The 26,305-nt window shown below is 43.8% G+C and carries 20 protein-coding genes and 1 tRNA gene; 1 reads left to right on the top strand and 20 read right to left on the bottom strand.

The annotated features are described in order from the left end of the window. On the bottom strand, positions 1–1,532 hold a 1,532-nt coding region (locus VGD82_RS06780; RefSeq protein WP_331019678.1), incomplete at its 3' end, for an alpha-D-glucose phosphate-specific phosphoglucomutase. 223 nt (positions 1,533–1,755) lie between these two features. On the opposite strand from VGD82_RS06780, the gene VGD82_RS06775 reads away from it, so the two are divergent. Then, complete coding sequence (locus VGD82_RS06775) at positions 1,756–2,970, top strand: EAL and HDOD domain-containing protein (RefSeq protein ID WP_331019677.1); 1,215 nt, start codon at positions 1,756–1,758, stop codon at positions 2,968–2,970. 65 nt (positions 2,971–3,035) lie between these two features. Here the strand turns inward: VGD82_RS06775 and VGD82_RS06770 are convergent, their stop codons facing one another. From VGD82_RS06770 to VGD82_RS06680, 19 genes are all read right to left on the bottom strand, one after another. Then, entirely contained in the window at positions 3,036–3,797 is a 762-nt protein-coding gene (locus VGD82_RS06770; protein WP_331019676.1) for a flagellar brake protein, read from the bottom strand. A gap of 407 nt (positions 3,798–4,204) precedes the next feature. Next, positions 4,205–4,281: transfer RNA gene (locus VGD82_RS06765), tRNA-Pro, on the bottom strand. A gap of 83 nt (positions 4,282–4,364) precedes the next feature. Further along, on the bottom strand, positions 4,365–4,826 hold the full coding sequence (locus tag VGD82_RS06760) for a MerR family transcriptional regulator (protein ID WP_331019675.1): 462 nt from the start codon (positions 4,824–4,826) through the stop codon (positions 4,365–4,367). Between the two features lie 157 nt (positions 4,827–4,983). Next, entirely contained in the window at positions 4,984–5,277 is a 294-nt protein-coding gene (locus VGD82_RS06755) for an integration host factor subunit alpha (RefSeq protein WP_015832521.1), read from the bottom strand. Between the two features lie 97 nt (positions 5,278–5,374). Then, a complete protein-coding gene (pheT, locus tag VGD82_RS06750; protein ID WP_331019674.1) occupies positions 5,375–7,744 on the bottom strand; it encodes a phenylalanine--tRNA ligase subunit beta in 2,370 nt (789 codons plus the stop codon). 69 nt (positions 7,745–7,813) lie between these two features. Next, positions 7,814–8,812, bottom strand: a complete 999-nt coding sequence (gene pheS, locus VGD82_RS06745; protein WP_331019673.1) for a phenylalanine--tRNA ligase subunit alpha — start codon at positions 8,810–8,812, stop codon at positions 7,814–7,816. Between the two features lie 213 nt (positions 8,813–9,025). After that, positions 9,026–9,385, bottom strand: coding sequence for a 50S ribosomal protein L20 (gene rplT, locus VGD82_RS06740; RefSeq protein ID WP_015832524.1), 360 nt, complete (start codon positions 9,383–9,385; stop codon positions 9,026–9,028). A 9-nt stretch (positions 9,386–9,394) separates the two neighbouring features. Next, positions 9,395–9,592, bottom strand: a complete 198-nt coding sequence (gene rpmI / locus VGD82_RS06735) for a 50S ribosomal protein L35 (protein ID WP_019897898.1) — start codon at positions 9,590–9,592, stop codon at positions 9,395–9,397. A gap of 110 nt (positions 9,593–9,702) precedes the next feature. Next, positions 9,703–10,227 (bottom strand): translation initiation factor IF-3, encoded by a 525-nt coding sequence (infC, locus tag VGD82_RS06730; protein ID WP_331019680.1) that lies wholly within the window; start codon positions 10,225–10,227, stop codon positions 9,703–9,705. A gap of 39 nt (positions 10,228–10,266) precedes the next feature. Further along, a complete protein-coding gene (gene thrS / locus VGD82_RS06725; RefSeq protein ID WP_331019672.1) occupies positions 10,267–12,174 on the bottom strand; it encodes a threonine--tRNA ligase in 1,908 nt (635 codons plus the stop codon). A 284-nt stretch (positions 12,175–12,458) separates the two neighbouring features. Further along, the gene (locus tag VGD82_RS06720; protein WP_331019671.1) at positions 12,459–14,678 is read right to left on the bottom strand and encodes a TonB-dependent receptor family protein; all 2,220 of its coding nucleotides are present in this window, start codon (positions 14,676–14,678) and stop codon (positions 12,459–12,461) included. 395 nt (positions 14,679–15,073) lie between these two features. Further along, positions 15,074–15,658, bottom strand: coding sequence for a hypothetical protein (locus VGD82_RS06715; RefSeq protein WP_331019670.1), 585 nt, complete (start codon positions 15,656–15,658; stop codon positions 15,074–15,076). After that, the gene (locus tag VGD82_RS06710; RefSeq protein WP_331019669.1) at positions 15,659–16,123 is read right to left on the bottom strand and encodes a glycoside hydrolase family 108 protein; all 465 of its coding nucleotides are present in this window, start codon (positions 16,121–16,123) and stop codon (positions 15,659–15,661) included. It abuts the gene before it with no gap. Then, positions 16,120–16,350, bottom strand: coding sequence for a hypothetical protein (locus VGD82_RS06705; protein ID WP_331019668.1), 231 nt, complete (start codon positions 16,348–16,350; stop codon positions 16,120–16,122). Before VGD82_RS06705 ends, VGD82_RS06710 begins: the two co-directional genes overlap by 4 nt. Then, on the bottom strand, positions 16,347–16,601 hold the full coding sequence (locus VGD82_RS06700; protein WP_331019667.1) for a hypothetical protein: 255 nt from the start codon (positions 16,599–16,601) through the stop codon (positions 16,347–16,349). Before VGD82_RS06700 ends, VGD82_RS06705 begins: the two co-directional genes overlap by 4 nt. 18 nt (positions 16,602–16,619) lie before the next feature. Next, positions 16,620–17,063, bottom strand: a complete 444-nt coding sequence (locus VGD82_RS06695) for a hypothetical protein (RefSeq protein WP_331019666.1) — start codon at positions 17,061–17,063, stop codon at positions 16,620–16,622. 4 nt (positions 17,064–17,067) lie between these two features. Next, positions 17,068–17,550, bottom strand: a complete 483-nt coding sequence (locus tag VGD82_RS06690; RefSeq protein WP_331019665.1) for a DUF4376 domain-containing protein — start codon at positions 17,548–17,550, stop codon at positions 17,068–17,070. Positions 17,551–17,559: 9 nt separating this feature from the next. Continuing rightward, positions 17,560–19,308 (bottom strand): hypothetical protein, encoded by a 1,749-nt coding sequence (locus VGD82_RS06685; protein WP_331019664.1) that lies wholly within the window; start codon positions 19,306–19,308, stop codon positions 17,560–17,562. A 53-nt stretch (positions 19,309–19,361) separates the two neighbouring features. Continuing rightward, complete coding sequence (locus VGD82_RS06680; RefSeq protein ID WP_331019663.1) at positions 19,362–26,303, bottom strand: hypothetical protein; 6,942 nt, start codon at positions 26,301–26,303, stop codon at positions 19,362–19,364. Positions 26,304–26,305: the final 2 nt, after the last annotated feature.

Genomic DNA, 26,305 nt, shown 5'->3' with positions numbered 1-26,305 from the left:
GGCTCATACGCTTCTAAGTAAATACGCAAGGTTGCGCCTTCCGTACCGGTGCCAGACAACCGGAATACGATACGTGAGCCATCGGTGAATAGCACGCGTATGCCTTGATTATTGCTAACCGAACCATCAATCGGGTCATGGTAACTAAAGTCATCGCATAACTTAACCGTATAGTTACCAAATACCTGACCTGGCAAGCTGGCAAACTGCGCTTTAATATGTACAATCACGCTATTGGCAGCATCGGTTGGAATTGCTTCATAATCGTGGCGTGAATAGACATTACGCCCATACTCCAGCCAATGTGCTTTTAAAATGGCTTCCACACTCATTTGCTTAACTGCAATCACATTCAGCCAGAATAGCACTGCCCATAGACCATCTTTCTCACGCACATGGCTAGAGCTAGTACCAAAGCTCTCTTCACCACATAAAGTGACTTTACCGGCATCCATTAAATTACCGAAAAACTTCCATCCCGTTGGCGTCTCGAAGCTTGGCACATTCAACTTAGCAGCCACGCGATCTACCGCACCGCTAGTAGGCATGGAGCGCGCCACACCGGCAATGCCGCCCGCATATGCCGGCACCAAGGTTGCATTAGCAGCGAGCACTGCCAAGCTATCAGACGGCGTGACAAAAAAGTTTTGCCCTAAAATCATATTGCGGTCACCATCACCATCGGACGCTGCGCCAAAATCCAGCGCATTTTCACCGGCAAACATGATTTTTACTAAATCTTCTGCATAAGTTAAATTAGGGTCAGGGTGCCCACCGCCAAAGTCTTCAGAAGGCTCACAGTTCATTAAACTATCCGTAGAGGCGCCCAGGCGATTTACAAAAATCTCTTTGGCGTAAGGCCCGGTCACCGCATGCATCGCATCAAACTTCATTTCAAAACCGGTCGCCAGCAGCTGTTTAATTGCTTTAAAATCAAACAAACTTTGCATTAAATCTGCATAATCCTGCACCGCATCAATCACTTGCACCGTAAATGTCTGGCCTGCGGTAAGTCCTGCAAACTGCGTTTCGCCTATGGTATCAATATTTACCTGAGGTAAGTCGGAGATTTTATACTCAGCAATCACCTTACTTTTAGCAAACACTTCATCGGTAATTTTTTCCGGTGCGGGGCCGCCATTACCGATGTTGTACTTAATACCAAAATCACCGTGAATACCGCCCTGATTGTGGCTTGCAGATAACACCATACCGCCGAATGTTTTGTATTTACGAATCACATGCGACGCAGCAGGCGTGGATAGAATGCCGCCCTGCCCGACTAATACCCTTGCAAAACCATTGGCTGCGGCCATGCTGATAATGGTCTGGATAGCTTGCCTATTATGATAACGGCCATCACCGCCCACCACTAATACCGCATTATTCGGCACTGTCAAAGTATCAAATAAACTTTGTACAAAGTTTTCCAGATAATGCGCTTGCTGGAATATTTTCACTTTTTTGCGCAGGCCGGATGTTCCTGGTTTTTGGTCACTGTATGGCTGGGTTGGCGTTACGATTATTTTCATGAGTTTTACTCTTTTCTTAGTTCCACATCACACAATATAAGGTATGTTATTCATCTCAACAACAATTCTGCATACCTTACCAAATATTTCACAAATACAACACGCAGTAAGCTTTAGTCAGGTAAAATTTTATTACAATAATTAAATGCCGAGCATCATGGTCATGCTTGCGTTAACTCATAAAAATTAGCATCAGGCTATCAGAACTCTTTAAGGCTAAAAAATGGAAGATCAAGTATTTATTGGGCGCCAGCCAATCATGGATGTGAAACAACACATCATCGGCTATGAACTGCTGTTCAGACATAGTGCTGATGCAGATAGCGCCGTATTTGAAGATGAACTCAAAGCCTGCTCAAATGTTTTGGTCAACACCATGGGCGATATTGATGTGCAATGGCTGTTGGGCGATAAGTTAGCATTTATCAATGTGAATGAAGCCATGCTAATGAGTGAGTTTATAGAGCTCATGCCGCCCCAACGCACTACGCTAGAAATCCTACGTACGGTTGTGGCGAGCGACGCAGTAATTGAGCGTTGCAGAGAGTTACACAAGCTCGGCTACAAAATCGCACTGGATAACCCGCAGCTCAGCGCTAAGTTAGAACCACTTACCCAATTTGCCAACTTCATTAAAATCGACTCGCTAAGCGCTACCACGCAAGAGGCTCGCAAGCTATTTCAGCAATATTCTGCCCCCAACATACTAATGGTTGCTGAAAAGATTGAAACTCTGGAACAGTTTGAAGCGTACAAAGAAATCGGCTTTAGACGCTTTCAAGGTTTTTACTTTGCAAGACCTGAAACCTTCACGGCAAAAGTGATTAATCCGTCGTTTGACAGCGTGTTAAACCTGCTCAATCTAGTAACGCAAGATTCAGACAACAGAGACATTGAAAACGGCTTTAAACGTGATGCCGCGCTCTCATTCAAGTTACTGCGCTACATTAACTCTGTAGGTTTTGGGCTTTCATGCGAGATTCAATCTATTCAGCATGCGCTCACCATCTTGGGCAGAAAACAGCTATACCGCTGGCTAACGCTGCTGATGGTGACGGCAGGAGAAAACTCCACACCGCCTGCATTAATGAAAACATCCATCACGCGCGGACGTTTAACAGAGCTGCTAGGCGAAAGCTATTTTGAAAAACATGATAGAGATAATCTGTTTATCGTTGGCGTATTTTCTTTATTAGATGCCATTCTAAAAATGCCGATGGATCAAGTGCTAGAAAAAATTCAGCTGCCAGAACCAGTCTGTGAAGCATTGCTTAACCGTGAGGGCGTGTATGGCCCGTTCTTACAGTTAACAGAAGCATGTGAAGGTGCTGATAGTAAGCGTATTTTAGAACTAGCTGAGCTTTTGCAATATGATGCAAACAAGGTGAATGAGTGCCACATGGCGGCACTGGCATGGGCGGAGTCACTGGGGATTTAATCGACCAGAAACTTCCACTACACGGTGCGCTAGCGCCGTGTAGTGGATAGTGTAATTGATGGCTATTAAGCTGCGCCGTGCGCTAAAGCAATGGCTTGGCGCTCCAGAATGTAGACATAACGGTTAATCAGCCCCTCATTCCCTCTTGAAGGCTCTACATACTCAAAGCCCACACGGTACTTAGTTACTGCATCCTGAACACGTATTTCCGTAATATTTTTTACCATTAATGCCAGATTGGTTTCACCCACATCAGGAAATCCAATCTTACAGCCACTCAAGGTTTGGCCAATCACCAACGCAGGATTAAGCGGGGCAGCAACCATAGTGCCAATGCCGCCCAAGCTGACATCAACCAAGGTCAGCTCTAATATGGTCTCTTCCTCAGGCTTAAGTACATCCGGCACCGGAATTTTGCACATAACAGGGTTAGCCACCGGCGTAGAAAAGCGATAAAAATCACGTCGTTGCAGACGAACCATATCTTTAGGAAGCGTAATCTTAATGGCTTTGCCATCTTTTAAATCAACCCCTGCCACATGCGAGCTGGTCCATTTAATTTTGACGCCATCTTCTTTGATAAAAACCACATGATTACTTGCAAGCAAGCGGCGATTAAACTCATCATCAACGCCTACATCCAAATACACCAAGCCAGTCTTTGCATCAATGCTAATAATGCTGGTCAGATAAACATCAGAACCGTGATTAAATGAGACTTTAATCATCGACTTTTGCTTAATCAAGTCGTTTAGAATCTGTGTAACCTCTTTGGGGTTGTGCACAATATACTGCTCTTCATTATGTACAATTGCGGCGTGTTCCATTTCAATCCTATTAAGCTCTAATACTTATTAAACGCTAATGCTCAAACTTATCTGTCGACCACAGAAATTTGTAATCAACCTCAAATAATAGCACAGACTATGCATGCCAAATAACGACTTATCGCTATGATAATACGATCTAAGGCAAGCTAGAATAGTAGGCACAAAAAAGCCAGCGTATTGCTGGCTTAATGATGTAACTTAACTTTTAGTCAAAATAGTGTAATTCAAAATACAACCGCATGCATAGTGCGCAAGATTTGAAAAAGTGCCTTGATGATTTGCCTAGAAAATAGGAACCTAGTGTAGTGGTGCACAATACATTAAAAAAGTCATGCTGATAGATAGCACAAAATATTAAAGCCAGCTAAATGCTGGCTTTAATATTAAATAACTCATTAATTTGTTGGTCGGGACGGTGTGATTCGAACACACGACCCCTTGCACCCCATGCAAGTACGCTACCAGGCTGCGCTACGCCCCGAACCGTTGTTACCTTACTACTCGTAACAAGGTGTGCATTATATCGCAAAAGCAATGCCGCCATAAAAGCGGCACCATAAATAATTAATGCGCAGTATTAGCTAAAGAAAAATCCGTACGTAATAGGTTTAAGATTTCACGTAACTCGGCTTTAACCGCTTGGTAATCAAAAGCCGTGCTCTTGTCTCCGGCTACTACCACAGCAGATTCTAACTCAGCTGGAGCCGCACTCCGCACACTTGCCGGCTTCTCACCGTGCCCAGTCTTCGCGTTAAACTCAAGGTCATCTAAACGGTTACGTGCACCACTAATGGTAAACCCTTGCTCGTACAATAATTCGCGAATGCGTCGAATCAATAATACTTCATGATGCTGGTAATAACGGCGGTTACCGCGACGCTTGACTGGTTTAAGCTGTGTGAACTCCTGCTCCCAGTACCTTAATACATGCGGTTTAACACCACAAAGTTCGCTGACCTCACCAATTGTAAAGTAGCGCTTTGCTGGAATTGGTGGCAATTGCACCTTGGCGACCTGTTCAGTCATACTTTCGGCTTTCTCACTCAATAACTACTACACTAAGAAAACTAATTCGCTAGGAAAACTAACTTATCACTCTGATACAACTTGTGCAGCAGCGTAGTTACTACTGCACCGTATATCGCACTAGGGATGCGGCGCGACAGTCAATTATGGACACGCATTAAGATGCAAAGTTTGCATCAACCTTGCTTTTTAATTTTTGGCTAGCATGGAACGTAACCACACGGCGCGCAGTAATAGGTATTTCCTCACCAGTTTTAGGGTTGCGGCCTGGGCGCTCTGATTTTTGACGCAATTCGAAATTACCAAAACCAGACAACTTAACACTATCGCCAGCTTCTAGCGCAGTACGCACTTCTTCAAAAAATGCTTCCACCATATCTTTGGCTTCACGCTTATTCAACCCAACTTGCTCATACAGTAAATCAGCAAGTTCAGCTTTTGTTAAAGTCATAAACACTCCCGTTTTTTAATGCTTTGTATCGCTATTTAATATTATTGGTTGATGCTCAATGCAAAAAAATAAATCCCCCTACCATAGTATGGAGGACTTAGTTTCTTAACACTGCATCAAATTTTATTTGCAACAATTGTAGCAGATTCGCGATTGCAGCATCCGCATCACTGTCTGTTAATGTTTTTTGAGTATCGTGCATAAGTACTGATAATGCAAGGCTTTTTTTGTTTTCTGGCACACCTTTACCTTGATACAAATCGAACAATGCCACATCTGCAATCAAGGCGATATTCTCTTCATGAATTGCACTTAACACAGTTTGCACAGCAATGTTTTCATCTAACACAATAGCCAAATCACGGCGCACAGGCAGCAGTTTTGAAACCTCTTGATATGCTGGCAATGGACTCGCCACAATCGCATCTACATCAAGCTCAAATACATAAGCGCTTTTCGCCAGATCATAATGCTGCTGCCATTTAGGATGTAACTTACCTAACCAACCAACCGCTTTGCCATTTAACAAGACTTTTGCAGTTTGGCCAGGGTGTAAAGCACAATGTTCGGCTTTTTCATAAGTCACTTGCTTGTGTGAACCATCAGCACCAATCAGGCTATCCACATGGGCCTTAACGTCAAAGAAATCAATCTCAGTATTAGCTGCAGCCCACTGCTCAGGCTTAGCGCTACCATATGCAAGGCCTGATACGCGCGTAGTCTCTTGGTAAGCACCTGCCTGCTGCTGATACACCGCACCAATCTCAAACAAGTAAGCACGCTCTTGTTTTCGGTTAAGGTTGTAAGTAAGCACATCCAGCAAACCGCCCCACAAGCTAGTTCGCATTACGCTCAAGTTACTTGCAATTGGGTTTTTCAGTTTAATCGGTGCTGAGTTGCCGATTAAATCACGCTCCCAGCTTTCATCCACAAAACTATAGGTCACGACTTCCTGATACCCTGCAGATACTAGGCTATCACGCAACTGGTTCAAATGTAAGCGCTGCTCAGGTGCTGCCAGCATGTTTAAACCGGCAACTGGGGCTATCGCAGGAATGTGATCATAGCCATGTAAGCGTGCAACTTCTTCAATCAAATCTTCTTCTATGTTGATGTCAAAACGATAGCTAGGTGGCACTACAGTAAATACATCACCTGCACTGCTAAACTCAAAACCCAGTTGCGTTAATAATTGTGCAACTTTTTCTTGCGTCAGACTAATGCCCAATACAGAAACCAGACGTGACATTCTCAGTTTTACTGCATCACGTGCTGGCAATGTAGACATCACTTCGGTGACAGGGCCAACTTGGCCGCCACACAAGGTTATAATCAGAGATGTCGCATACTCCAGCGCATTACGTGTATTACCAAAATCAACGCCGCGCTCGAAGCGGTAAGATGAATCTGAACTAAAGCCCAGTCTGCGTGCCTTACCTGCAATCACGGCTGGCGTAAAGAAAGCACTTTCTAGAAAAATATCGGTAGTGGTATCACCCACCGCGCTGGGTTTACCGCCCATGACACCAGCTAGTGCAAGTGCACCATTTGCATCAGCAATCACCAAGTCATCTGCTTTTAACTCTATAGTTTGGTCATTCAGTAAAGCAATAGTCTCGCCTGCATTAGCAAAACGCACACTGATATCGCCATGTAACTTAGCTGCATCAAACGCATGCATAGGTTGACCTAGCTCTAGCAATACGTAGTTAGTAATATCAACCACTACGCTAATACTGCGTAAGCCGCTTCGCTCTAAACGCTTAACCATCCATGCTGGCGTAGCTGCCGTAGTGTTAACGCCAGTAATTAAGCGGCCTGTATAACGTGGGCAAACCGTAGATTCATTCACCCCAACATTTTTAGTCTGCGCATGTTCAGCCGCCACTGGCGTAATTGCGTTAAAGCATGTTTGCGCGCCAGTAATGGCGGCAACATCACGTGCAATACCGATAATGCTCAAGCAATCACTACGGTTTGGTGTAAGTTTTAAGGTAAACCGATGGTCATTTAAATCCAAGTGTTCACGAATATCCTGACCCACTACTGCATCACTATCCAATTCCAGCAAACCAGTGGCTTCAGCACTAATGCCTAGCTCTTTAGATGAACACATCATGCCAAAAGATTCTACGCCGCGCACTTTTGCTTGTTTAATCGAAATGCCCGGTAGCTCTGCGCCAACCATTGCACAAGGTGCAATAAGGCCAGCACGTGCATTGGCTGCGCCACATACAATTTGCAGAGGCTCAGCTAAGCCTACATCGACCTTACACACTTGCAAACGATCCGCATCCGGATGCTTCTCAGCAGAAAGAATTTTAGCTACAACCACTTTGTTAAACGCTGCAGCAACCGGCTGCATCTCTTCGACTTCAAGCCCCGCCATTGTTAGGGCGTGACTTAGTGACTGACTATCTAAATCTGTATCGACTAAACTACGTAACCAATTTTCTGAAAATTGCATAATGCTTTACAACCTTGAATTAAGGATTAAATTTGTAAGTACTGAATGTAAGTTTTACCAACAATTGCGTTATTTAAATTGACTTAAAAAACGCAAATCGTTGTTAAAGAAATGACGTAAATCATTAACGCCATAACGCAGCATGGTCAAGCGCTCAATACCTAGACCAAAGGCAAAACCACGGTATTTTTCACTATCAATATTCACGTGTTTGAACACCTCAGGGTGCACCATGCCACAACCACCAATCTCTAACCAACCGCCGTTCCAACTCATATCCATTTCAGCAGACGGCTCGGTAAACGGGAAGAATGAAGGTCTAAAACGCACAGTCAGATCATCACGCTCAAAGAATTTCTGCAAGAAATCCTGAACTACGCCTTTTAGATTGGCAAAACTAATATCTTCATCTACCCACAAACCTTCTACCTGATGGAACATTGGTGAGTGCGTTGCATCGGAATCCACACGATACACGCGACCCGGCGCAATAATCTTGAATGGCGGTGTTTGGTTATTTTTTAAAGCATTTTCCATATAGCGCGCCTGCACTGGTGAGGTATGCGTTCTCAACACATTTGCCTCATCAATATAAAACGTGTCATGCATGGCACGTGCAGGATGATCTTCTGGAATATTTAATGCAGTGAAATTATAAAAATCTGTTTCTATCTCAGGCCCAGTTGCCACCTCAAAACCAATCGAATGAAACAACTGCTCCACGCGTTTTAAGGTAAGGGTTACGGGATGCAAACCGCCTGGCGATTGCGCTCTGGCTGGCAAAGTCACATCAATTGACTCTTGCGCTAATTGTTTTGCCTGCTCGGCATTCAGTAGAGCCTCTCTACGCGCAGTTAGTGCAGCTTCAATGGCTTGTTTTACTACGTTAATCGCTGCACCGGCAGCAGGACGCTCTTCTGCGCTTAACTTGCCTAAACCTTTTAACGCATCTGTTAGTGAACCTGATTTTCCTAAGTACTTTGCCTTAGCAATTTCCAAATCATTCATTGAAGCACTATTGATAAAATCTGCTTCTGCTTCAGCAATTAAATGCGTTAAGTCTGCCATGTTGTTTCAATCTTTTAATTATGATTAATGCTATAGAATTTAAAATCGAATTTAAAATCAAAGCAGCGCCAATAATAGCGCCCAATAGATTTTTGTAATACATTGATTTGCATGTAAAAATTGCAAAGGTGGATTTTACAGCAAAAAAAAGAGGCCGAAGCCTCTTTTTTTCATCAAACTTAAATTAAGTTTGAAAAGTACTTACCTACCTACTTATGCTGCTAAACCAGCTTTTGCTAATTCTACGAATTTTGCAAATGCAGCTTTATCAAACACAGCCAAGTCAGCTAATACTTTACGATCCACTTCGATCGCAGCTTTTTTCAAGCCATTCATGAAACGGCTATATGTCAAACCGAACTCACGTGAGCCGGCATTGATACGTGCAATCCACAATGTGCGGAATTGACGTTTCTTTTGACGACGGTCACGATAAGCGTATTGACCAGCTTTCATTACCGCCTGTTTAGCTACGCGGTAAACGTTTTTACGACGACCACGGTAGCCTTTAGCTGCTTTTAATACTTTTTTGTGTCTAGCGCGAGCGATGACACCACGTTTTACTCTAGGCATGTTCTACTCCTATTGTGTTGGCATCATAGCGCGGACGCGCTTGACATCAGTTGAAGAAATGATCGCCGTGCCGCGTAATTTACGCTTTTGCTTGGTGGTCTTTTTCGTTAGGATATGGCGCAAATGAGAGTGTGTACGCTTCACTTTACCATTACCCAAGAATTTAAAGCGCTTTTTGGCGCCGCTCTTGGTTTTCATCTTTGGCATTTTGTTCTCCTTAGAGTGGTTAAGAGTGCCTAGGCATGCCGTTTAGCCGTATCACTCAGGGTTACTACTTACTACTTCTTTAGCGTAATCACTGCAATATCAAACAGTAATTACTTAACTTTCTTAATCGGACCCAATACCATCACCATTTGGCGACCTTCCATTTTCGGGTATTGTTCAACGATTGCGTATTCTTTCAAATCTGCTTCAACACGTTTTAATAAAGCCATACCAAACTCTTGGTGTGTGATTTCACGACCTCTAAAGCGCAAAGTAATTTTTGCTTTATCGCCATCTTGAATAAATCGAATGATATTGCGCACTTTAATGTTGTAATCGCCATCATCAGTCCCTGGACGGAACTTGATTTCTTTTACAACTACTTGTTTTTGTTTAAGCTTAACTTCGTGCTGTCTTTTACTTTCGGCATATTTAAATTTACCGTAGTCCATCAATCTACATACAGGTGGCGCCGCATTTGGCGCTATCTCTACAAGATCAATGTCAGCTTCTTCCGCTTTTGCAAAAGCTTCAGCTAAACTCACAATACCTAAGGGCTCACCCTCAACACCCACCAAACGAATCTGTTGCGCTGTAATATCGCCATTGATTCGGGTTTCTTTTTCCTGTGCTATATCAAATTCTCCAAATAGTTAAGCCGTGCACCTGTATGTTTAAACCTTAGCTTCAATCTCTGCTTTTAGGCGCTCAATTAACGCGTCAATCGGCATAGAACCTAGGTCTTCACCTTTTCTGGTACGCACGGCCAAATGTCCTGCTTGCATTTCGCGCTCACCTGCAACGAGCAGATAAGGCATTTTCTGCATGCTATGTTCGCGTATTTTATAGGTAATCTTCTCATTTCTCAAGTCAAATTCGCATCGAATGCCATTTTGCCTTAAAGTTTCAACCACTTGGCGTACATAATCGGCCTGACTTTCAGAAATATTCAGCACCATCACCTGCACTGGCGCCAACCAAAGCGGCATCGCGCCTGCGTAATTCTCAATCAAGATACCAATAAAGCGCTCCATAGAGCCAACAATCGCGCGGTGCAACATTACCGGGCGTTGACGTGTATTATCTTCCGCCACATATTCTGCACCTAAGCGTTCTGGTAAGTTAAAGTCGAGCTGGATGGTACCGCACTGCCAGAGGCGACCCAAACTATCCTTCAATGTAAATTCAATTTTAGGGCCATAAAAAGCCCCCTCACCCGGCTGCAAATCAAAAGCCTGATTGTTTTTATTTAGTGCATTTGCCAATGCAGCTTCGGCTTTATCCCAAGTTTCATCAGCACCTACACGCTTTTCTGGGCGTGTTGACAACTTAACCAAAACATCATTAAAGCCAAAATCACCATAAGCTTTGTAAAGCATCTGGATAAAGTCAGCAACTTCCGCTTCAACTTGGTCTTCGGTACAAAAGATATGTGCATCATCTTGCGTAAAGCCACGTACACGCATCAAGCCATGCAATGAGCCTGATGGTTCGTTACGGTGACAAGAGCCGAACTCAGCTAAACGCAAAGGTAAGTCGCGATAGCTATGTAACTGGTTATTAAAAATCTGCACATGACCAGGACAGTTCATCGGCTTCACCGCATACTCACGGTTCTCAGATGAAGTCACAAACATATTGTCACGGTAATTTTGCCAGTGACCAGATTGCTCCCAAAGTGTTTTATCCATCACTGTTGGGGTGCGTACTTCTTGATAGCCAAAGTCTTTAAACATTTGACGCATATATTGTTCAATTTCTTGCCACATGCTCCAGCCGCGTGGGTGCCAGAACACCATACCCGGTGCATTGTCCTGCATATGGAAGTAATCAAGCTGCTTACCCAATTTGCGATGGTCACGCTTCTCCGCTTCTTCAAGCTGGAATAAATGAGCCTCTAGCTCCTCTTTATTACGCCAAGCAGTACCATACACACGCTGCAACATCTCATTATTGCTGTCACCGCGCCAATATGCGCCAGCCAGCTTCATCAATTTGAATGATTTGATCTTGCCAGTGCTCGGTACGTGTGGGCCACGGCATAGGTCGGTAAAGTTACCCTCTGTGTACAGAGAAACATCTTCGCCAGCTGGAATAGATTCGATAATTTCCGCTTTGTATTGCTCACCAATGCTTTTGAAGTAGGCCACAGCTTCATGGCGCGGTAATACTTTTCTAGTAACAGGCTCGTCTTTTTTCGCGAGCTCTGCCATTTTCTTCTCAATGGTGATTAAGTCTTCTGGGGTAAATGGGCGCTTATATGAGAAGTCATAATAAAAACCATTGTCAATCACAGGGCCAATGGTCACTTGTGCATCTGGGAACAACTCTTTCACTGCATACGCCAGTAAATGCGCTGCTGAGTGACGAATAACCTCCAAGCCTTCTGGATTTTTATCAGTGATAATTGCTAAGTCGCTATCAGCCTCAATTAAATAACTGGTATCTACTAGCTTATCATTCACCTTACCTGCTAGCGCTGCTTTGGCTAAGCCAGCACCGATATTCATGGCGACCTCAGCCACAGTGACTGGCTGATCAAAACTACGTTGCGACCCATCGGGCAGGCGAATGACTGGCATACAATTTCTCTCTAAAACATAAAAGCCGCAAGCGGCTTTTAAATGACATAAGGCACAAAGATTAGAATTATCGCACAGCAAGATAAAAGTCTGCAATTTATCCCGCACTCAATCAAGTAAAGCATGATCAAGCAAGCAATCACCAACTAAACACAATGTTTTAACTTATATTAGCCATCATCGCTATATCACATAAAAAAAACGAGCCCATCTTTACAGATAAGGCTCGCTTAAAGTAGGTGTATTGTTACTTTTATATTGCTATGAGGTAAATTCCCATTTGATTAAAAGTCGTAACGAATACCACCAAACACCTGACGACCACGGCCTACAGACATACCGTCTACGCGGCTTTGCAAATACTCGCGATCAGCTAGGTTGTAGCCGCTTACAAAATAAGTCGCTTTAGACCCTACCGGTTTGAAGTTAACAGAAGCGTTAAATAATGTATAAGCTGGCACATCACCAGCCAAACCTGACAACGCAGCGTCTACTGGATCAAGCACTCTGGCAAAAGCATCAACCTCTTGCTTACTGACGTAAGTTGCACCGATACGTGCATCCACCCCTACCGGATGTTGATAACCCAAGCTAACTGACGCTAAGTGTTTTGGTGCATATGGTAGGCGATCACCACTTACAATCCCGCTGCTTGCGACCTCGCCATCTTTCTGGAACTTGGCAGTAAAAGTATTGGTGTACGAACCTAACACATAGATATTATGTGCTGTGTTATAAATCGTGCCAAAATCGATACGACCAGCCATTTCCAAACCGGACATCACTGATTTACCGCCATTCACAAAATTACCAGCTCCATTATTGATAACCATGTCATCAAACTTCGTATGGAACAAAGTCGATGCAAGACTTACACCTTTAAAATAACTTGAACGTACACCGATTTCCCAATTGGTGCTGGTTTCAGGTTTAGTTTTATCGACAACAGCTGAATTTGGGCCGTCAGCGCGTAAGTCACGATCTGGACGTGGTGGTGCAAAGCCTTTATGCACACCGCCAAAGAAAGTAGTATTGGCAATACCATTCCAAGCCACACCAAAACCCGGCAGAACTTCCGTTTGGTTATTTGTCAATTTTGATTCAGGGTTGTTTTGGTACTCACCATCCGCACGCCTGACATTGGTCTTGATTTGAATATCTTCCACACGCACCCCGGGGGTAATAGACCAGTCATTCACATAAAATGTATTTTGAGCGTAATAAGATTTTGCTTGTACTTTAATGCCAATGTCTTCGCGTGCCAGTACATTTGCTTTAGCAAACGATAAGCTCTGGTAGTTAGCAGTATTGCCACGGTATTGTTGGCGCCTGATATCTTCCTCATGATAGCGGAATCCAACGACTGCATCACTATTGATGCCAAACAGGTTATGGCTAACATCCAAGCGAGGCTCAATCCCCCAGTAGTTATAGCTTCTAGGGCGATGACGACCACCACATTGTTTTGCATTAGCTTCTGTTGCCGCATTTAACCCTGCTGGGCAACGTTCCAACTCAGTCACGCCAGTGGAACTGCCTGCAGAGTCATCATCATAACCTCCAGGTGCATCGGTTTGACGGAATGAAGTACGATAGGAATCAACATAGTAGGCTTGTGTTGATAACTTCATTTTGTCATCAATTTTGAAGATATGCTGTAACTGTGCAGATTTACGCTCATGCTCAAAGCGGTCATTCTTGCCTGAAGGTGCTTGAAACTTATCTCGTGCGTAGTCCAATTCTCCCAGACCTGTTTCCGACACGTTCGAGTCTTCTTTATAGTAACCAACCTTAGCAATGAGCGACTGACGTTCTGTGATATTCAGTTGACCTTTCAATGTATATTCTTCTACATCAAACTTGTGATGATCTCGAATACCATCGCCTTCTTTTTTAATCGCGTCAACCATGAACCCACCTAACTCCGTGCCATAACCGACATTAGCGTGTAGCCCATAAAAATCATTATTGCCACCCACCGCTGATACACTACCAGCAAAACCATTCTTAGGAACTGGTTTGGTGACGAAGTTAATCATTCCACCTACCGTCTGCGGGCCATAAAGCACTTGGCCTGAGCCTTTAACGACTTCAATACGACCAACACGATCCAATGGTGTTGAATAATGTGCTGAAGGGTCGCCATACGGTGCCAAGAACAAAGGCACTCCATCTTCAAGTAACAAGGTGCGTGAGGTACGACGCGGGTCCATGCCGCGAATACCGATATTTAAACCAAGACCAAAAGCGTCTTCACCTACCACATTGACACCAGGCACATTATTTAAAGCCTCGGTCACAGAAAATGGGCGACGCGCCTCAAGCTCTTTTTCATCAACCACATTAAACGAGCCAGGCACAGCCTCTAGCTTCTCAGGCAAAATACCGGTGACCTCTACTTTATCTAACTTTATCGCCTCCTCAGCGTGAGACAGTGCGGTCATGACAGAACATGCTAGCGCAACGGCAACAGCACTCTTTTTACGGTTAAGACTTTTCTTCATTAAGTTACTCTCCAAATCATTACGGGAAAAAGTTAAAAAACTTTTAGCCTCCATGTTCAGCATATTGCGTTCCAAAATAAGAGTAACAAATGAAAATATTGATAACCAACTGTTCTATAAATACTTAATACTGAGCAGACAAAGAAACTCAATGTTGTGGTGAGCAGTATATTGGCTGTAATTAACCACCACATAAAGCATATAAACCAGAAGTGTGAAGTGATACCTAGATGTATCTATAGCCAAATAGATCTACATTTAGTAACGAGTGGATATAAAAAACCACTTCAAGTTTGAAGTGGTTTTAAATTTGGTAGGCAGTAGCTCTATCACATAACAATACAAATCAATTAGTTACTAATTTGATACCCTAAATACAACCTTAAATGCTTTGTTTAATCTTGTTTTAGGGTGCAGTCATTATACGCGCATACTGAATCTATCCAACCTCGCGCCAGGTTAAAGTCAGCAGTTGTTACTGCGCACGCCTCTTCGATAGTTGATAATCTAGTATCGGCTGTGTCAAGCTCTCGCCTGCAGCTGGCAAGTCTTTCGGTATCGCTGGCAATTTCGCCTGTGGCACTGCGACTACCTGCTTCGAGCAGCATGCGGTCAGCATAAGAAGCAAGCCTAAAATCAGCATTAGTTTTGTTAGCATATAAACTACTCACTTTCTTTTGAAGTTGTGCCCTATCTACATTTAAATCGGCAATGATTGATTTGTGCTTATTGACTTCCAACGCCACTGCCTTCTGCGTATTAGCTTCAATGATCTGATTCTTTTGCGCTTGCAGCTCGGCTTCTTGCTTAACCAAGGCAATGTATTCTTTGAAGTCTTGTTTTTCCTGCTCAAACGCGCTTTTGTAGTGCCAGATAGCTACCAGCATGAGCACTACCAGCACAATGCGCCAGTGCTTAATTAGCAGCTGAAACAAAGATTTAAACTTACCTAATAACCATAAACCCAATTTAATCATCATTTAGCGCACCATATTTTCTGCAATACGTTTAGCCCAGCCACGGCTATAAGTTGGCCATGTTGGCAAGCTAGTCATAAACAAAAGCCTTGTACCGTTATATTTCATAGATAGAAGATGACCATCCGTTTTCATGGCCATAGAAAGCGTTACGTTACCAACCACTCCATCAGCTACAACATCAAGCGCACGCTGCAACCATAAAATCGCCTGCTTAACACCTGAGTTTACTGCTGCATCAAACACATCAAATCGCACAGCCTCAGGCAAATCATCACAACGGCATCTATCCCAATAATCACGTTTGTAGATTAGCTTTGCACCATCTAGTGTTAGATTTTTAATATCAACCGCTGGATATGCACGCTTACTAATTCCGTATTTAGTTTCACCACCAGGATCTCTCGGATCGTTAACATAGCCACCTTCATGAACAATCAGCTTTTTAAATGCATCTTCAAAATTCATTGCGCCCTGCTTTCTGAATAAACCTTAAATACAAATCCCTGCAACACTGAAATAGGGGCTGTCACCGCGGCAATAATCAACGCTACATCAGCCCCGGTCTTTTCTGTCAGCGTTGCGAAAACAGCAGCCCAATGGAATGCTTCCCAAGTCATCCAGACAGTTACGTAAAGAACAAATGAGCGAACTGAAATAAAGTTCTTTGCATCTGCCCATTTGATGAAATTCATTTATCAGCCTTACCGTCTAGCTTGGCTTCGATCTTGTCTAATTTTGCAAATAGCGCAGAGCCTAGCTTATCCATATCGTCACGCTTAACGTAAGTGCCAGCTACTAGCACTTCAATATGCTGCACCTTGTCAGCTAGCAATGAATCTTGTTTTCTCAGTTCATCAATGGATGATTTCAAGTTATTCAAAACCCACCCCCCTAAAGCACCAACTAAGCCAATGGATATGTTGATAATTGTCTGCGCTTCCATTTACAACCTTTCTTATTTTTATTTAACTCTTATCTTTTCAAAATTCAGCATTAGCAACTGCTGGGGTGTAATGCGGTGGTAAAACTTACTATCGAAAGGCCGCTGCCCTCCTGCCGCTAAAATGCTCGCAACCAATTCAGCGCATGACCATTTATCATCTTCTTGCCAGTTACGCTTTAGCCCGATACCAATTACACCTAACCAATCGTATTGTTTACCTAGCTGCCCAATTGCAAACGCCTCACTAGCTGCAATGTCACTCACCGGCACATGCATTACGATTGCCTTAGAAGATATAGCCAAGCGATCATTCACCTTATTCAACACAACGCCATCCCCTGCAATTGCACCAATAAGCTGAGTGTCATCAAGAATCAAATCAACATGGCTATATTCAGACCAAGTAACAAAACGGATAAGCCAAGAACCTATGTGATGCCTACGGCTGAATAGGAGCTTCATAGCATCACCATTGAATAGCTGAAACTTGCTCTGCTGTAGTGGCCGCTGCTAACTGAGCCTTTAATGATTGGCTCTTTGCAAAGTTGGCTTGCCCCTGAGCAACCATGCTGTCGTAAAATTCGTTCCATTGCTCAATGGTTTCGATAGCAACATAAGTATTGTCTATCGCCTTCCAGCCTCCAACCCAATCATTAGGCAAAGACCCTCTCGTTGCTACCCTGCCATTGATGGCATCAATGTCGCTTCGGCTTAATTGGTCACATGCAAAAACTTTACCGCTGTGTGTGAAGGTAGTTAAGTTTGCAGATAACCGCGATGCATTTATTTCTAAGTTTTTCTCATCTTTCAATACACTCAATGGCTTTGGTGGGCTGTTAATTATATTGGCCTCTTCCTCTGTAATTTCTACTGAACCATTTGGCAATAGATGTATAAAAGAAACATCATCAAGCCAGTGTGTATTGTTTTGTTGGTCTTTAAAATACATAATTTCTCCTTATCTAAGTTCGTGCCAACCTTGAATTGCCCAATTTGAAACTGTTACTGAATAAGCAACACCCGGCGGAACTACACCACTGACAAACCCAGTGTTGGTGACTGTAGACCCGTTCACTGAAGAACCAATGGTTACACCGCCAACAATGAATTGCATAGAACCACCAGACCCGCTAGTCCCCGCATAGACGTTAACTTGAATCGGCTTACCAGTAGTGTTGTAATAAGTGGTTGACACTGAACGGCTACCTGTTACGTTAGTCCACACCTGGCCGTAACCCAAGCTAGACAAAGCCGCCAATGCTTGGCCACCAGCTCCTTGAACCAAACTCAGTGCGGTAACATAAGTACCAGATGTTGCCTGTGTAGTGTCTAAGAAACCTATAACCCTATATGGCTTTGAAGATAAGGCAGATGTAGAATAAATGACGCTGGCACTATCAGCGGCGCCTGCACCACCTTCAGCAGTAGTAGATATAAGATTAGTTTCATCCAACTGAACTCCACCGGCTAGATTAACCACACCAAGATCCCAATCAGTGCCATTATCAATAGCTAGGACAGCAACTCGCCCCAACACTCCATTTGGTATGCCTAGTGTTGATCCTGACGAGATAACCAAGGTTTTGGCAGATGCTGCTGTTCTTTGTATAGGCTGCCCATTATTTAGCGTGGAATTTCTAAAGGCCCTAGTAGCTGCTGGGGCTGTAATGGTGACAGAGTTTGCTGGAGTATTAGCCACCGCTGTAAACGAGACAATATCCGCAGCAGTTGATGGTACAATAGGGAGCCCATCCTGCTTAGTTACATTAACTCGCACTACCCCAGCACCGTCTTTAAACACTTTCAACCTATCACCAGCAGCGCATATGTAACTTACACCACCATTTATATTCATTGTGGTTGCGTTATAGGTAAGAGGTAGTGCACCAACGGCCACCAATTCCATTTGCTGACCAGCATTCATAGTGAAAGCTGTGATGGCTGTTGTACCTGTGATGCGCACAGTGTTGCCGGTTGCAGCAGTTAAATCTACCGTAGATGCCGAGGCTATGTCGGAACCTGCTGCCTGACTTAGTAACCCCGTCATTATGCCGCCTGCTTTTGATAACATACCTGTTACAGCAACCATGGCTTTAGCTGCCCAGTGTTTAGCGCTAAATTCACCGGTAGTTATGGGGACATCCTCATCTTCAGATGCCCACTTCTCGGCAAGCTCTGAAGCTACTAAGGCAGAAACCGCCGATGAATCTGCATTTGATGCGGACGTGCTAGCTGCCGATGCACTTGCGGCTGCTTCAACTTTGTATGTATTAATAGTATCTAAGTAATTTTCTGAGGTAACAGAGCTTGATGCCGGAACAACTATGGAACGATCAGCGATTTCTTTCACCTGCTGAATAAGCATGGTGATTTTATCGAGAGCATTTTCAATCACTTCTGGATAGAAGCCACCTTGATTTTGCACATCGGTTTCTTGCGTATATTCAACCGCACCTAAAACGGTAAGCTTCTGACCTGTAGCAAGCGTTGAATAACTAATACTGCCACCGGGGTTCGCGTTTTGGTCCACATTCAGCGTGACGGTATAATCACTGTCTAGGACTAAGATGGTTTCAATCTCATTTGCGTCTGTAAAGATTACTTTTACATCTGATTTTGCGAATGTTTTAAAGACGAAGGGGAACGATGTAGTTACCCCATTACCATTGAATGGACCAGCTTTTCTGGTTTCTGAACTGATAGTCATGTGCGCAACTCCTTTTGCACATTTTCCATCAGTTCTATAGCCTTAAACGCACCCTAATCTTTAGGTGGGCCAGAGATTAAAGCGCCAAATATATTCACCCCTTCAACCTCACCGCGTTCAATTGCGATCATGCCTTCAATGGTTGAATTGATTTGACCTGCTGGATAGTGAAACAAGATACCGCCTGCATTATTTAGTGCTTTAAACAAAGGCATATCAACTTCACCTTGACCGCTTTGTTGACCGAATTTATATAACTCACTAAAGAATTTCAATGATGGTGGACCACTGTAACCATAAACATCACCGCCAGTTGCAACGTCAAGCGCAACACCTGCATCACGCGCTAAAATCATTTGCCCAAATATTGCACTCATTTGTTCAGTCTTATATTTTCCAAGTATGCACTCAGTATCATCCCAATCACATTCACCTTTTAGTAGGTTTTTTAACGCGACTGAGTAAATCACTGGCATCACGTTTAATAGTAATGCGGTCGCTACAAAGTCTGCAAACTCAGCAGGATTAGTTAATTTTTTAGTTCTAAAGTTTTCTACATTCAGGTTATATAAAGCTGAAAAGTAAGAGTAGAAGTTAGTAAACAGCTTCCCCCACTGCCCTCCTTTTTGAACACCTGCCAAGTCTTTAATTTCACCGCCTGTTTGCGTATCAATCACTGTCTGACCTGCAAATGAATGGGCTTTAGCTTCAATCGCCTTACGCTCATCTTCACTGCCTGCTTTTTCATATTCAAGATCAGCAAGTGCTTTTTCATAAGCGCCAACATAAGTAGGCATATCAATCATGATCTGCATTTTGCTAATCATGTAGAAATAAGAAGCCTGCAACGTTGTTAGGTTTTTACCAGCACGCACCTGATTCACAATTTCATTTATCTCACGATTTAATGTTTTAGCACGGTTGCGCATCATTGGTGAATTTTCCATTATCCACTCATGCGTTTTCACTGGATTTGTAAGAACAGTTTTAACACCATTTGATACTGCTCTAATACCCAACCTGCCCCATGATTGGAATATGCCAGATGGTTGCAGTAATGCAGTGCTCACGCGATAACCCATGCCTACGATTGATGTACCTGTTCTAACTCTTGATAATGCAACATCAATAGGGCCGGCAACTGGCGCATCACCTACGGCAATATTGCGAATGTGCTTATGGATTTCTTGTAAGGCTTCAGCCCCTAATCGCTCACGAATATTGCCATCAAGCGCAGTCACTACGCGCGTTGCATCAGTTAGCCATTCCTGCCATGCTAGTCTGTGAGTGACTTCATGAATATGGCGTGAAATGGTATCAAAGCTTAATAGTATTGGTCTGCCTTTGACTGCCTCAGCCCTAGCTTGCGTATAGCCATCGCGCGTGCCTGAGCTATTAAACGCACCTTTCATTGCCATCCGCAAATCAGTCACCGCTTCCAAGCTCTCTGATCGTGTGGACATTTGCGCATCGTACTTAGCAGGGAAATAACCACCAGCATAAGTGCCGTACTTGGTATTCACAGGTGAAGGGTCAATCCATACTGGCTCACGGCCTGTGAGTTTGCGTTCTTGTTCAGCAATCATCGGCTTGAATGTAGCGATGTAATCCCATGTGCCTTGAATAAAATCCCATTCATCCTTAGTAATGGTATCTAAAATAGCTGATGCATCTTCATTGCTAATTGATCGCGTACCTTCTAAGCCACCATCGAGTAAACGTTGACGGTTGCCATCGTTACCCCAATTCATGGCAAACATAATGCGCTGTTCGTGCGTAAGGCTGATATTCGTGCCAGGCACTATGCGCTTAATTGCATACAAGTTACCTACCGCCTTATCTAGTGTGCCTTCAATCATAGCAAATAGACGTTGCATATCATCAGTCGCCTTAGCACGTAAATCGGTTTCAAGGCTTCCTGCTTCATACATGGAATATAAAAGCATATCCTGCATCACACCTAAGTCTTTACCACCATCCAACTCACGCATAAAGCTTGAGAATTTACGGTGCGCTGCAGAAAACTCCCTGACATATCTAGCCGTTTTACCAATAAAGTCATTCGGTGTTGCACGCTCTGGCACAATGCGATTGCCATTATTATTGATTGATTCTCGCGCTTCTGCCATGCGCTCAGCAAACTCACGCTTGTCTTTAGCCGTTAGCAGTGTTTTCTTTAATCTGCCTAAGTGTTCAATGTTGCGGATAGAATCAGCCAGTGCCATGAATTGCTCAAACGGCAGGTCTTTATAACTGGTGCGCCTTGCTTCATTTAATAAATCTTCATCAATCACTGGTGACAAGCCAATTTCTTTTTGGCCTTCTACCCATTGCACTAACGATTTCCGTTTATCAAGCGCACGTAACGATTGGCCTGAGCGTAAATCAAACCTCGTTAATATGTCATCAATCTGCTCGATATATTCAATATCAAGGTTTTTGCGCACGCCATCGCTGTCAAACTTCTTAAGGTATTTAAGCGTAGCATCTACCTTATCATTCGCATCTAGCGTGGCTTTCGCTGCACGGTTATTCAATAACTGATCGCGCTTAGCTTGCACTGCAGTCTGCGTATCGCCTTTGCGCGTTGCCTTATCTGCCATTTTTGCTGATTTAGATTCAGCCCTAGTGAATTTAGATGACTTCAAATCACGCACTAATGTGCCAGCAATTTGACGATTGGCATACTCTTTCGCTGCCGCCTCTAATATTCTGCGATTTCCTAATGCTTTATTCTGCGCAGATAGCTCAGTTGCTAATACTCTCGCACGCACTTCGTTATGCACGGCCTTATCAGCCGCTTCATTCATTTTCTTAGCATCAACCAAATCACCAAACTCAGCCAACATGCGCTCATTCGTTAATCGCTCAACCAATTCTTTTGGATTCTCAGCCGCCAGTAATGATTTCACTAAATGATCGCCACTGTTAAAGCCGAATAGTTCCGCTACCGCATCTGGCGGATTGCCTGTTTGCATCACCATGCCAGTGCGACCTATGCCAAGGTTGCGCCAATCACCTTCATCACCATACATGGCCTTCATGCTATTAAGGTCTAACTTGCCTTTGCCAAACGCATCAAGCCTGACTCGCTCTTGTTCGTCATAGATTGACTCCTGCCACTTACGGTATTGCTCACCTTCTGCAAATAAGCTGTATTGACGTTCGCCTCTAGCCTCTTCAAAGAACTTATCTTCAAACTCGCGTAAATCCCATTTGCCGTTTTCATCTACGGTCAAATATTCATATTGCGCCAATGCTTCAGCCATTGCATCTGGTGACAACCCACCATCTTTACGCAATACAGGCTTACCAAATACGCCAGAATCGAATTTATCCTTAGGGTCAATTCCCCATTCAGAAGCCGCAAGCTCACGATTTAAACCACCTAGTTTAGCAATCGCGGTATATAAACTATCTTTTTCAACATCAACGCCTTTGGTTGCTTTTACCTTCTCAGCTTGTTGCGCTTTGGTTTCATCAGGGATTTGTTTCAACCATGAATAGGCTTGATAGACTGGTTGCGTCATTACTTCACGCCTAACCTGCATTCTTACTTCTCTGCGCTCTGCATCGGCTTGACGTTGTAAATCACGTAAGACACGACTACGCGCACCTTGCAACCATTTCATATCACGCAATGAACGTGCTGTTAGTTGTGTTTTGGCTTCATCGGTAGCGTCTTGCTGGTTTTGCAGGTATTCAGCGTATTCATCTACGCTCATGCCAGCATCTTCCATTGAAGCAAACATCGGCATCATGCCACGTACCGCCTGCGCTTTATTGATCGCATCCTCACTAGCTAACATACGGTCAAACACTTGGCGCACTTCAGGTGTTAAGCCAGGCTCACCGCTACGCTCAAAGAAGTTTTTGAGTGACTTGTAAGCAGACAGCATGAACGAACGTAACTTAGCAAACACTCGACTTAATTCAAGCGTAGGCGCTGTGCCTTCCATTGCGTACTGCTCAAACCCACGCGCTAGCTTCTCATGGTAGAAACGCTTTTGCTCAATGTTCATGTTGCGCCATACGTCAATTGCCGGTTGCTCAGTAGATTCAATGCCAAACCAATTAAATAACTGGTTCATATCATCTACAATCACTTGAGGCGCATCTGGCTTGCTAGCTACATCTGAATAGACTTCTAAGAAAAAGTGTCCAAGCTCATGGATAAAGGTTGAAGCATCAGCATTTTTAAGCATGGTAATGTTTGCGCCTTGCGTAATATCGTTACTGAATGAAATTTGACCGCGAGCTTGTTGCTCCGCTGGTTGATTCAGAATGTTGGCATCGTTAGGGTCGAATGTGCCACGGTTGCCAACCGCTGATTTTATTTGCTCAGGTTTGAAAGCAACATATTCATTTGTTCCACTCTCATCCGTCACAATAACGCCATCATGACCACGGCTTATAAGCTCATCTGTAGTTATATAACCGTCTTTAGGTTCGGTGCTTACATTGTAAACTTCGGTAATATATGGATTCTTTAAGCTAAGAAAAACTGGCTTTACATTGCCGCCTATCACCAATTTCTGACGGCTACTCCAAATGCTATCCGTTGCATAATCACTAGATATTTCTGCATTATTTGTAAAGTAAAACCCTTTTCCAACATACCCTTCATCTGTTTTGCCAAACTGGTTAATATCGAACTCTGTAAAATCAGCAGTTGTGCCATGATAAACAACCAACGGCTTACCATTAGCATCAACTACCTTGCTATCACCAAACCAAGCTTTAAACTCAGGCGTATCAATTTGTGATGCAGATTGATTAAACTGATTATTTCCTGCCTTAGTTAATATGCCTTTGAACGCTGGTGATGTTTGATAAGCTTCAGGATTGCGCCTTAATTCATCTAGCGCTTGATGTGGGTATTCAAAGCCTAGCATCTGCTCTTTTGATAAGGCACGTAATACTGTTTTTTGTTTAAGATTGGCCGCCTCATACAATGCATCATATGCATCTTGCGGCGTGTACGTTTCATCGTAAACCACTTGTGACAACTTGGATAAACTGCTCAATGCTTCATTCTTGCCAACTATATCATTCTGTTCAAAACCATCAGCAGTTACATTGCCGCTTACTTGCAATGGATAGCGTGCGTAAGCTTCAGCAGGCGTGATGCCTAAGTTGCTTGCTAGTGTCGAATACCACGGTGCAACCAAGCCATTGACATAGGCTTGATTGTTTTGCGGTGTAAATCTACCAACTGCGTTTAATTGGCCTAGGAGGTTATCGCTCACCTCAGCAATCGATTGTGTCCATGCTTCGTTATCTTGGTATTGTTGTGCTACTTGCTCAGCCTGACGCTGCAACTCTTCTACTGCGCCATCTAATTGAGTTTGCGCTTCAAATGCACTAATGCCGTTTTCATATGCGCGTAAGTGTTGAAGTATCGCACCACCAAATTCAGTGCCAGCGATAGACGCACCAAACTCACCCACTGGTATAACCAAGTCAACACCTTGCGCGATTGCCTCTTGCAATTGCTGGTTAATCACTGGTGATGATTGCATCAAAGTATTTAGGTCAACGCCTTGCTTTTCTGCTTCTTCTACAAAGATGCGTGCATCAATGTAAACTTCATCTAAACCATTCTCACCACCTGCCTCTTGCAAGAACGTAGCAAAGTCTTGTGCTGAACGTTGCTTGAGTTTTGACTGTTCTGCTAGTTGCTGGATATTAGCAAAGGCTTGCATTGAGCTATTGGCGACATCGCTTTGATACTGCAGCTTCTCTTGTTCGGTTGAAACGTAGTTGCCAGCCACTTCAATAGACTTGGCAATTGCCACCTGTCCTGTTGTGCCGACTATGGTAGCGATGGCAGTTTGCAATGCGGCTTCAGGCCGTTCAGCAAGGTATTCACTAAACGGTTTATCTTTTTGCAGTGTGGCCCATTCGTTTAAGTCTTGCAGTACCGTAGCCGCCTGCTCACCAAACTGCTCTTGCACGTTGCTTAGCAAAATAGTTTTTAAAAACCCATCTTCACCACGCAAACCTTTAAACAAGGTGTCCACTGGAATTTTCTCAGTAGCCCATTCAACGGCCGCCTGCGAACCTGCATAAACTAATGCCTGATTAGCATCTAAACCTTGCTCACGCGCTTTGGCAAACTCTTGACCACCAGTTAATGAAACCATGGCATTTAATGCTAATGATGGATTGTTGCTTATCACGCCTGCTAATAGTGGTGGCAAATTCATACCAAGTGATTCAAAGCCGCTATTGACAGCGCGCTCAACAAAGCCTTGATCAGTCTTATCGCCAGCAATAGAATCAGCAATATTTGATTGTTGCTTGGATAAATTGAGTAAGCCTTGCTCAGCAACGCGCAATGGGTTAGCTGGTAATACTGTGCCGACTAATGGCTCTAGCAAAGGTGCTAATACCCCAAACGGTGAAGCTAATGCGCCATAAACACCTTGCCCGATTCTGCCTGTAGAGCCTGCCGCAATAGAACGGCCAAAACTTCCAACCACATCACCGATGCCGCGCTCTACAACTCTATCCCGACCACGCTCAATGATGTTACTAAACTGCTGGTCACTCATGGCACGGCTTAACTCAGAGGCTTCACGAAAGCCTTGTTTCGTTAATGCTAGTTGCTTGATTGCACTTTCTTGGCCTGCTAGTTCATCGGTAATGTCATGGCTTAGTTTTGCAAAGGCTGGATCAGAAAGCTTGCGGCCTAATACTGGTGAAGTATCGTAAAGCTCTGATACCTTTTGCGTAATGAATTTGCGTCTTACTTCATCAGGGTTACGTTCTGAAATGTCATCAGGCAAGCCAACTTGACGACCTAATGCTCTGGATTGTGCTATTTGGTCTGGATTAAATTTGGTAGCAATCCCTGTAACGGTTGCCGCACGCTTTTTCTGCGTGCTGACTACGTTATCAATCGCAGAATCTAGCCGTGATAATGGGTCATCGTTTTTGGTAACTTCCCCTGAGGCTATGTTGATTGCAGAATCTAAATCATCTAATGCCACGT

Origin of the sequence: Methylotenera sp., assembly GCF_036401095.1 — a bacterium.
Classification (GTDB): domain Bacteria; phylum Pseudomonadota; class Gammaproteobacteria; order Burkholderiales; family Methylophilaceae; genus Methylotenera.
Note: the sequence above shows the minus strand (reverse complement) of the source record. Positions and strands in the feature narration are given on the sequence as shown.

Excerpts from the sequence above, each read along its gene's own strand:
- VGD82_RS06775 (WP_331019677.1), top strand. The coding sequence starts at position 1,756 with ATGGAAGATCAAGTATTTATTGGGCGCCAGCCAATCATGGATGTGAAA.
- VGD82_RS06770 (WP_331019676.1), bottom strand. The coding sequence starts at position 3,797 with ATGGAACACGCCGCAATTGTACATAATGAAGAGCAGTATATTGTGCAC.
- VGD82_RS06760 (WP_331019675.1), bottom strand. The coding sequence starts at position 4,826 with ATGACTGAACAGGTCGCCAAGGTGCAATTGCCACCAATTCCAGCAAAG.
- VGD82_RS06755 (WP_015832521.1), bottom strand. The coding sequence starts at position 5,277 with ATGACTTTAACAAAAGCTGAACTTGCTGATTTACTGTATGAGCAAGTT.
- pheT (WP_331019674.1), bottom strand. The coding sequence starts at position 7,744 with ATGCAATTTTCAGAAAATTGGTTACGTAGTTTAGTCGATACAGATTTA.
- pheS (WP_331019673.1), bottom strand. The coding sequence starts at position 8,812 with ATGGCAGACTTAACGCATTTAATTGCTGAAGCAGAAGCAGATTTTATC.
- rplT (WP_015832524.1), bottom strand. The coding sequence starts at position 9,385 with ATGCCTAGAGTAAAACGTGGTGTCATCGCTCGCGCTAGACACAAAAAA.
- rpmI (WP_019897898.1), bottom strand. The coding sequence starts at position 9,592 with ATGCCAAAGATGAAAACCAAGAGCGGCGCCAAAAAGCGCTTTAAATTC.
- thrS (WP_331019672.1), bottom strand. The coding sequence starts at position 12,174 with ATGCCAGTCATTCGCCTGCCCGATGGGTCGCAACGTAGTTTTGATCAG.
- VGD82_RS06720 (WP_331019671.1), bottom strand. The coding sequence starts at position 14,678 with ATGAAGAAAAGTCTTAACCGTAAAAAGAGTGCTGTTGCCGTTGCGCTA.
- VGD82_RS06715 (WP_331019670.1), bottom strand. The coding sequence starts at position 15,658 with ATGATGATTAAATTGGGTTTATGGTTATTAGGTAAGTTTAAATCTTTG.
- VGD82_RS06710 (WP_331019669.1), bottom strand. The coding sequence starts at position 16,123 with ATGAATTTTGAAGATGCATTTAAAAAGCTGATTGTTCATGAAGGTGGC.
- VGD82_RS06705 (WP_331019668.1), bottom strand. The coding sequence starts at position 16,350 with ATGAATTTCATCAAATGGGCAGATGCAAAGAACTTTATTTCAGTTCGC.
- VGD82_RS06700 (WP_331019667.1), bottom strand. The coding sequence starts at position 16,601 with ATGGAAGCGCAGACAATTATCAACATATCCATTGGCTTAGTTGGTGCT.
- VGD82_RS06695 (WP_331019666.1), bottom strand. The coding sequence starts at position 17,063 with ATGAAGCTCCTATTCAGCCGTAGGCATCACATAGGTTCTTGGCTTATC.
- VGD82_RS06690 (WP_331019665.1), bottom strand. The coding sequence starts at position 17,550 with ATGTATTTTAAAGACCAACAAAACAATACACACTGGCTTGATGATGTT.
- VGD82_RS06685 (WP_331019664.1), bottom strand. The coding sequence starts at position 19,308 with ATGACTATCAGTTCAGAAACCAGAAAAGCTGGTCCATTCAATGGTAAT.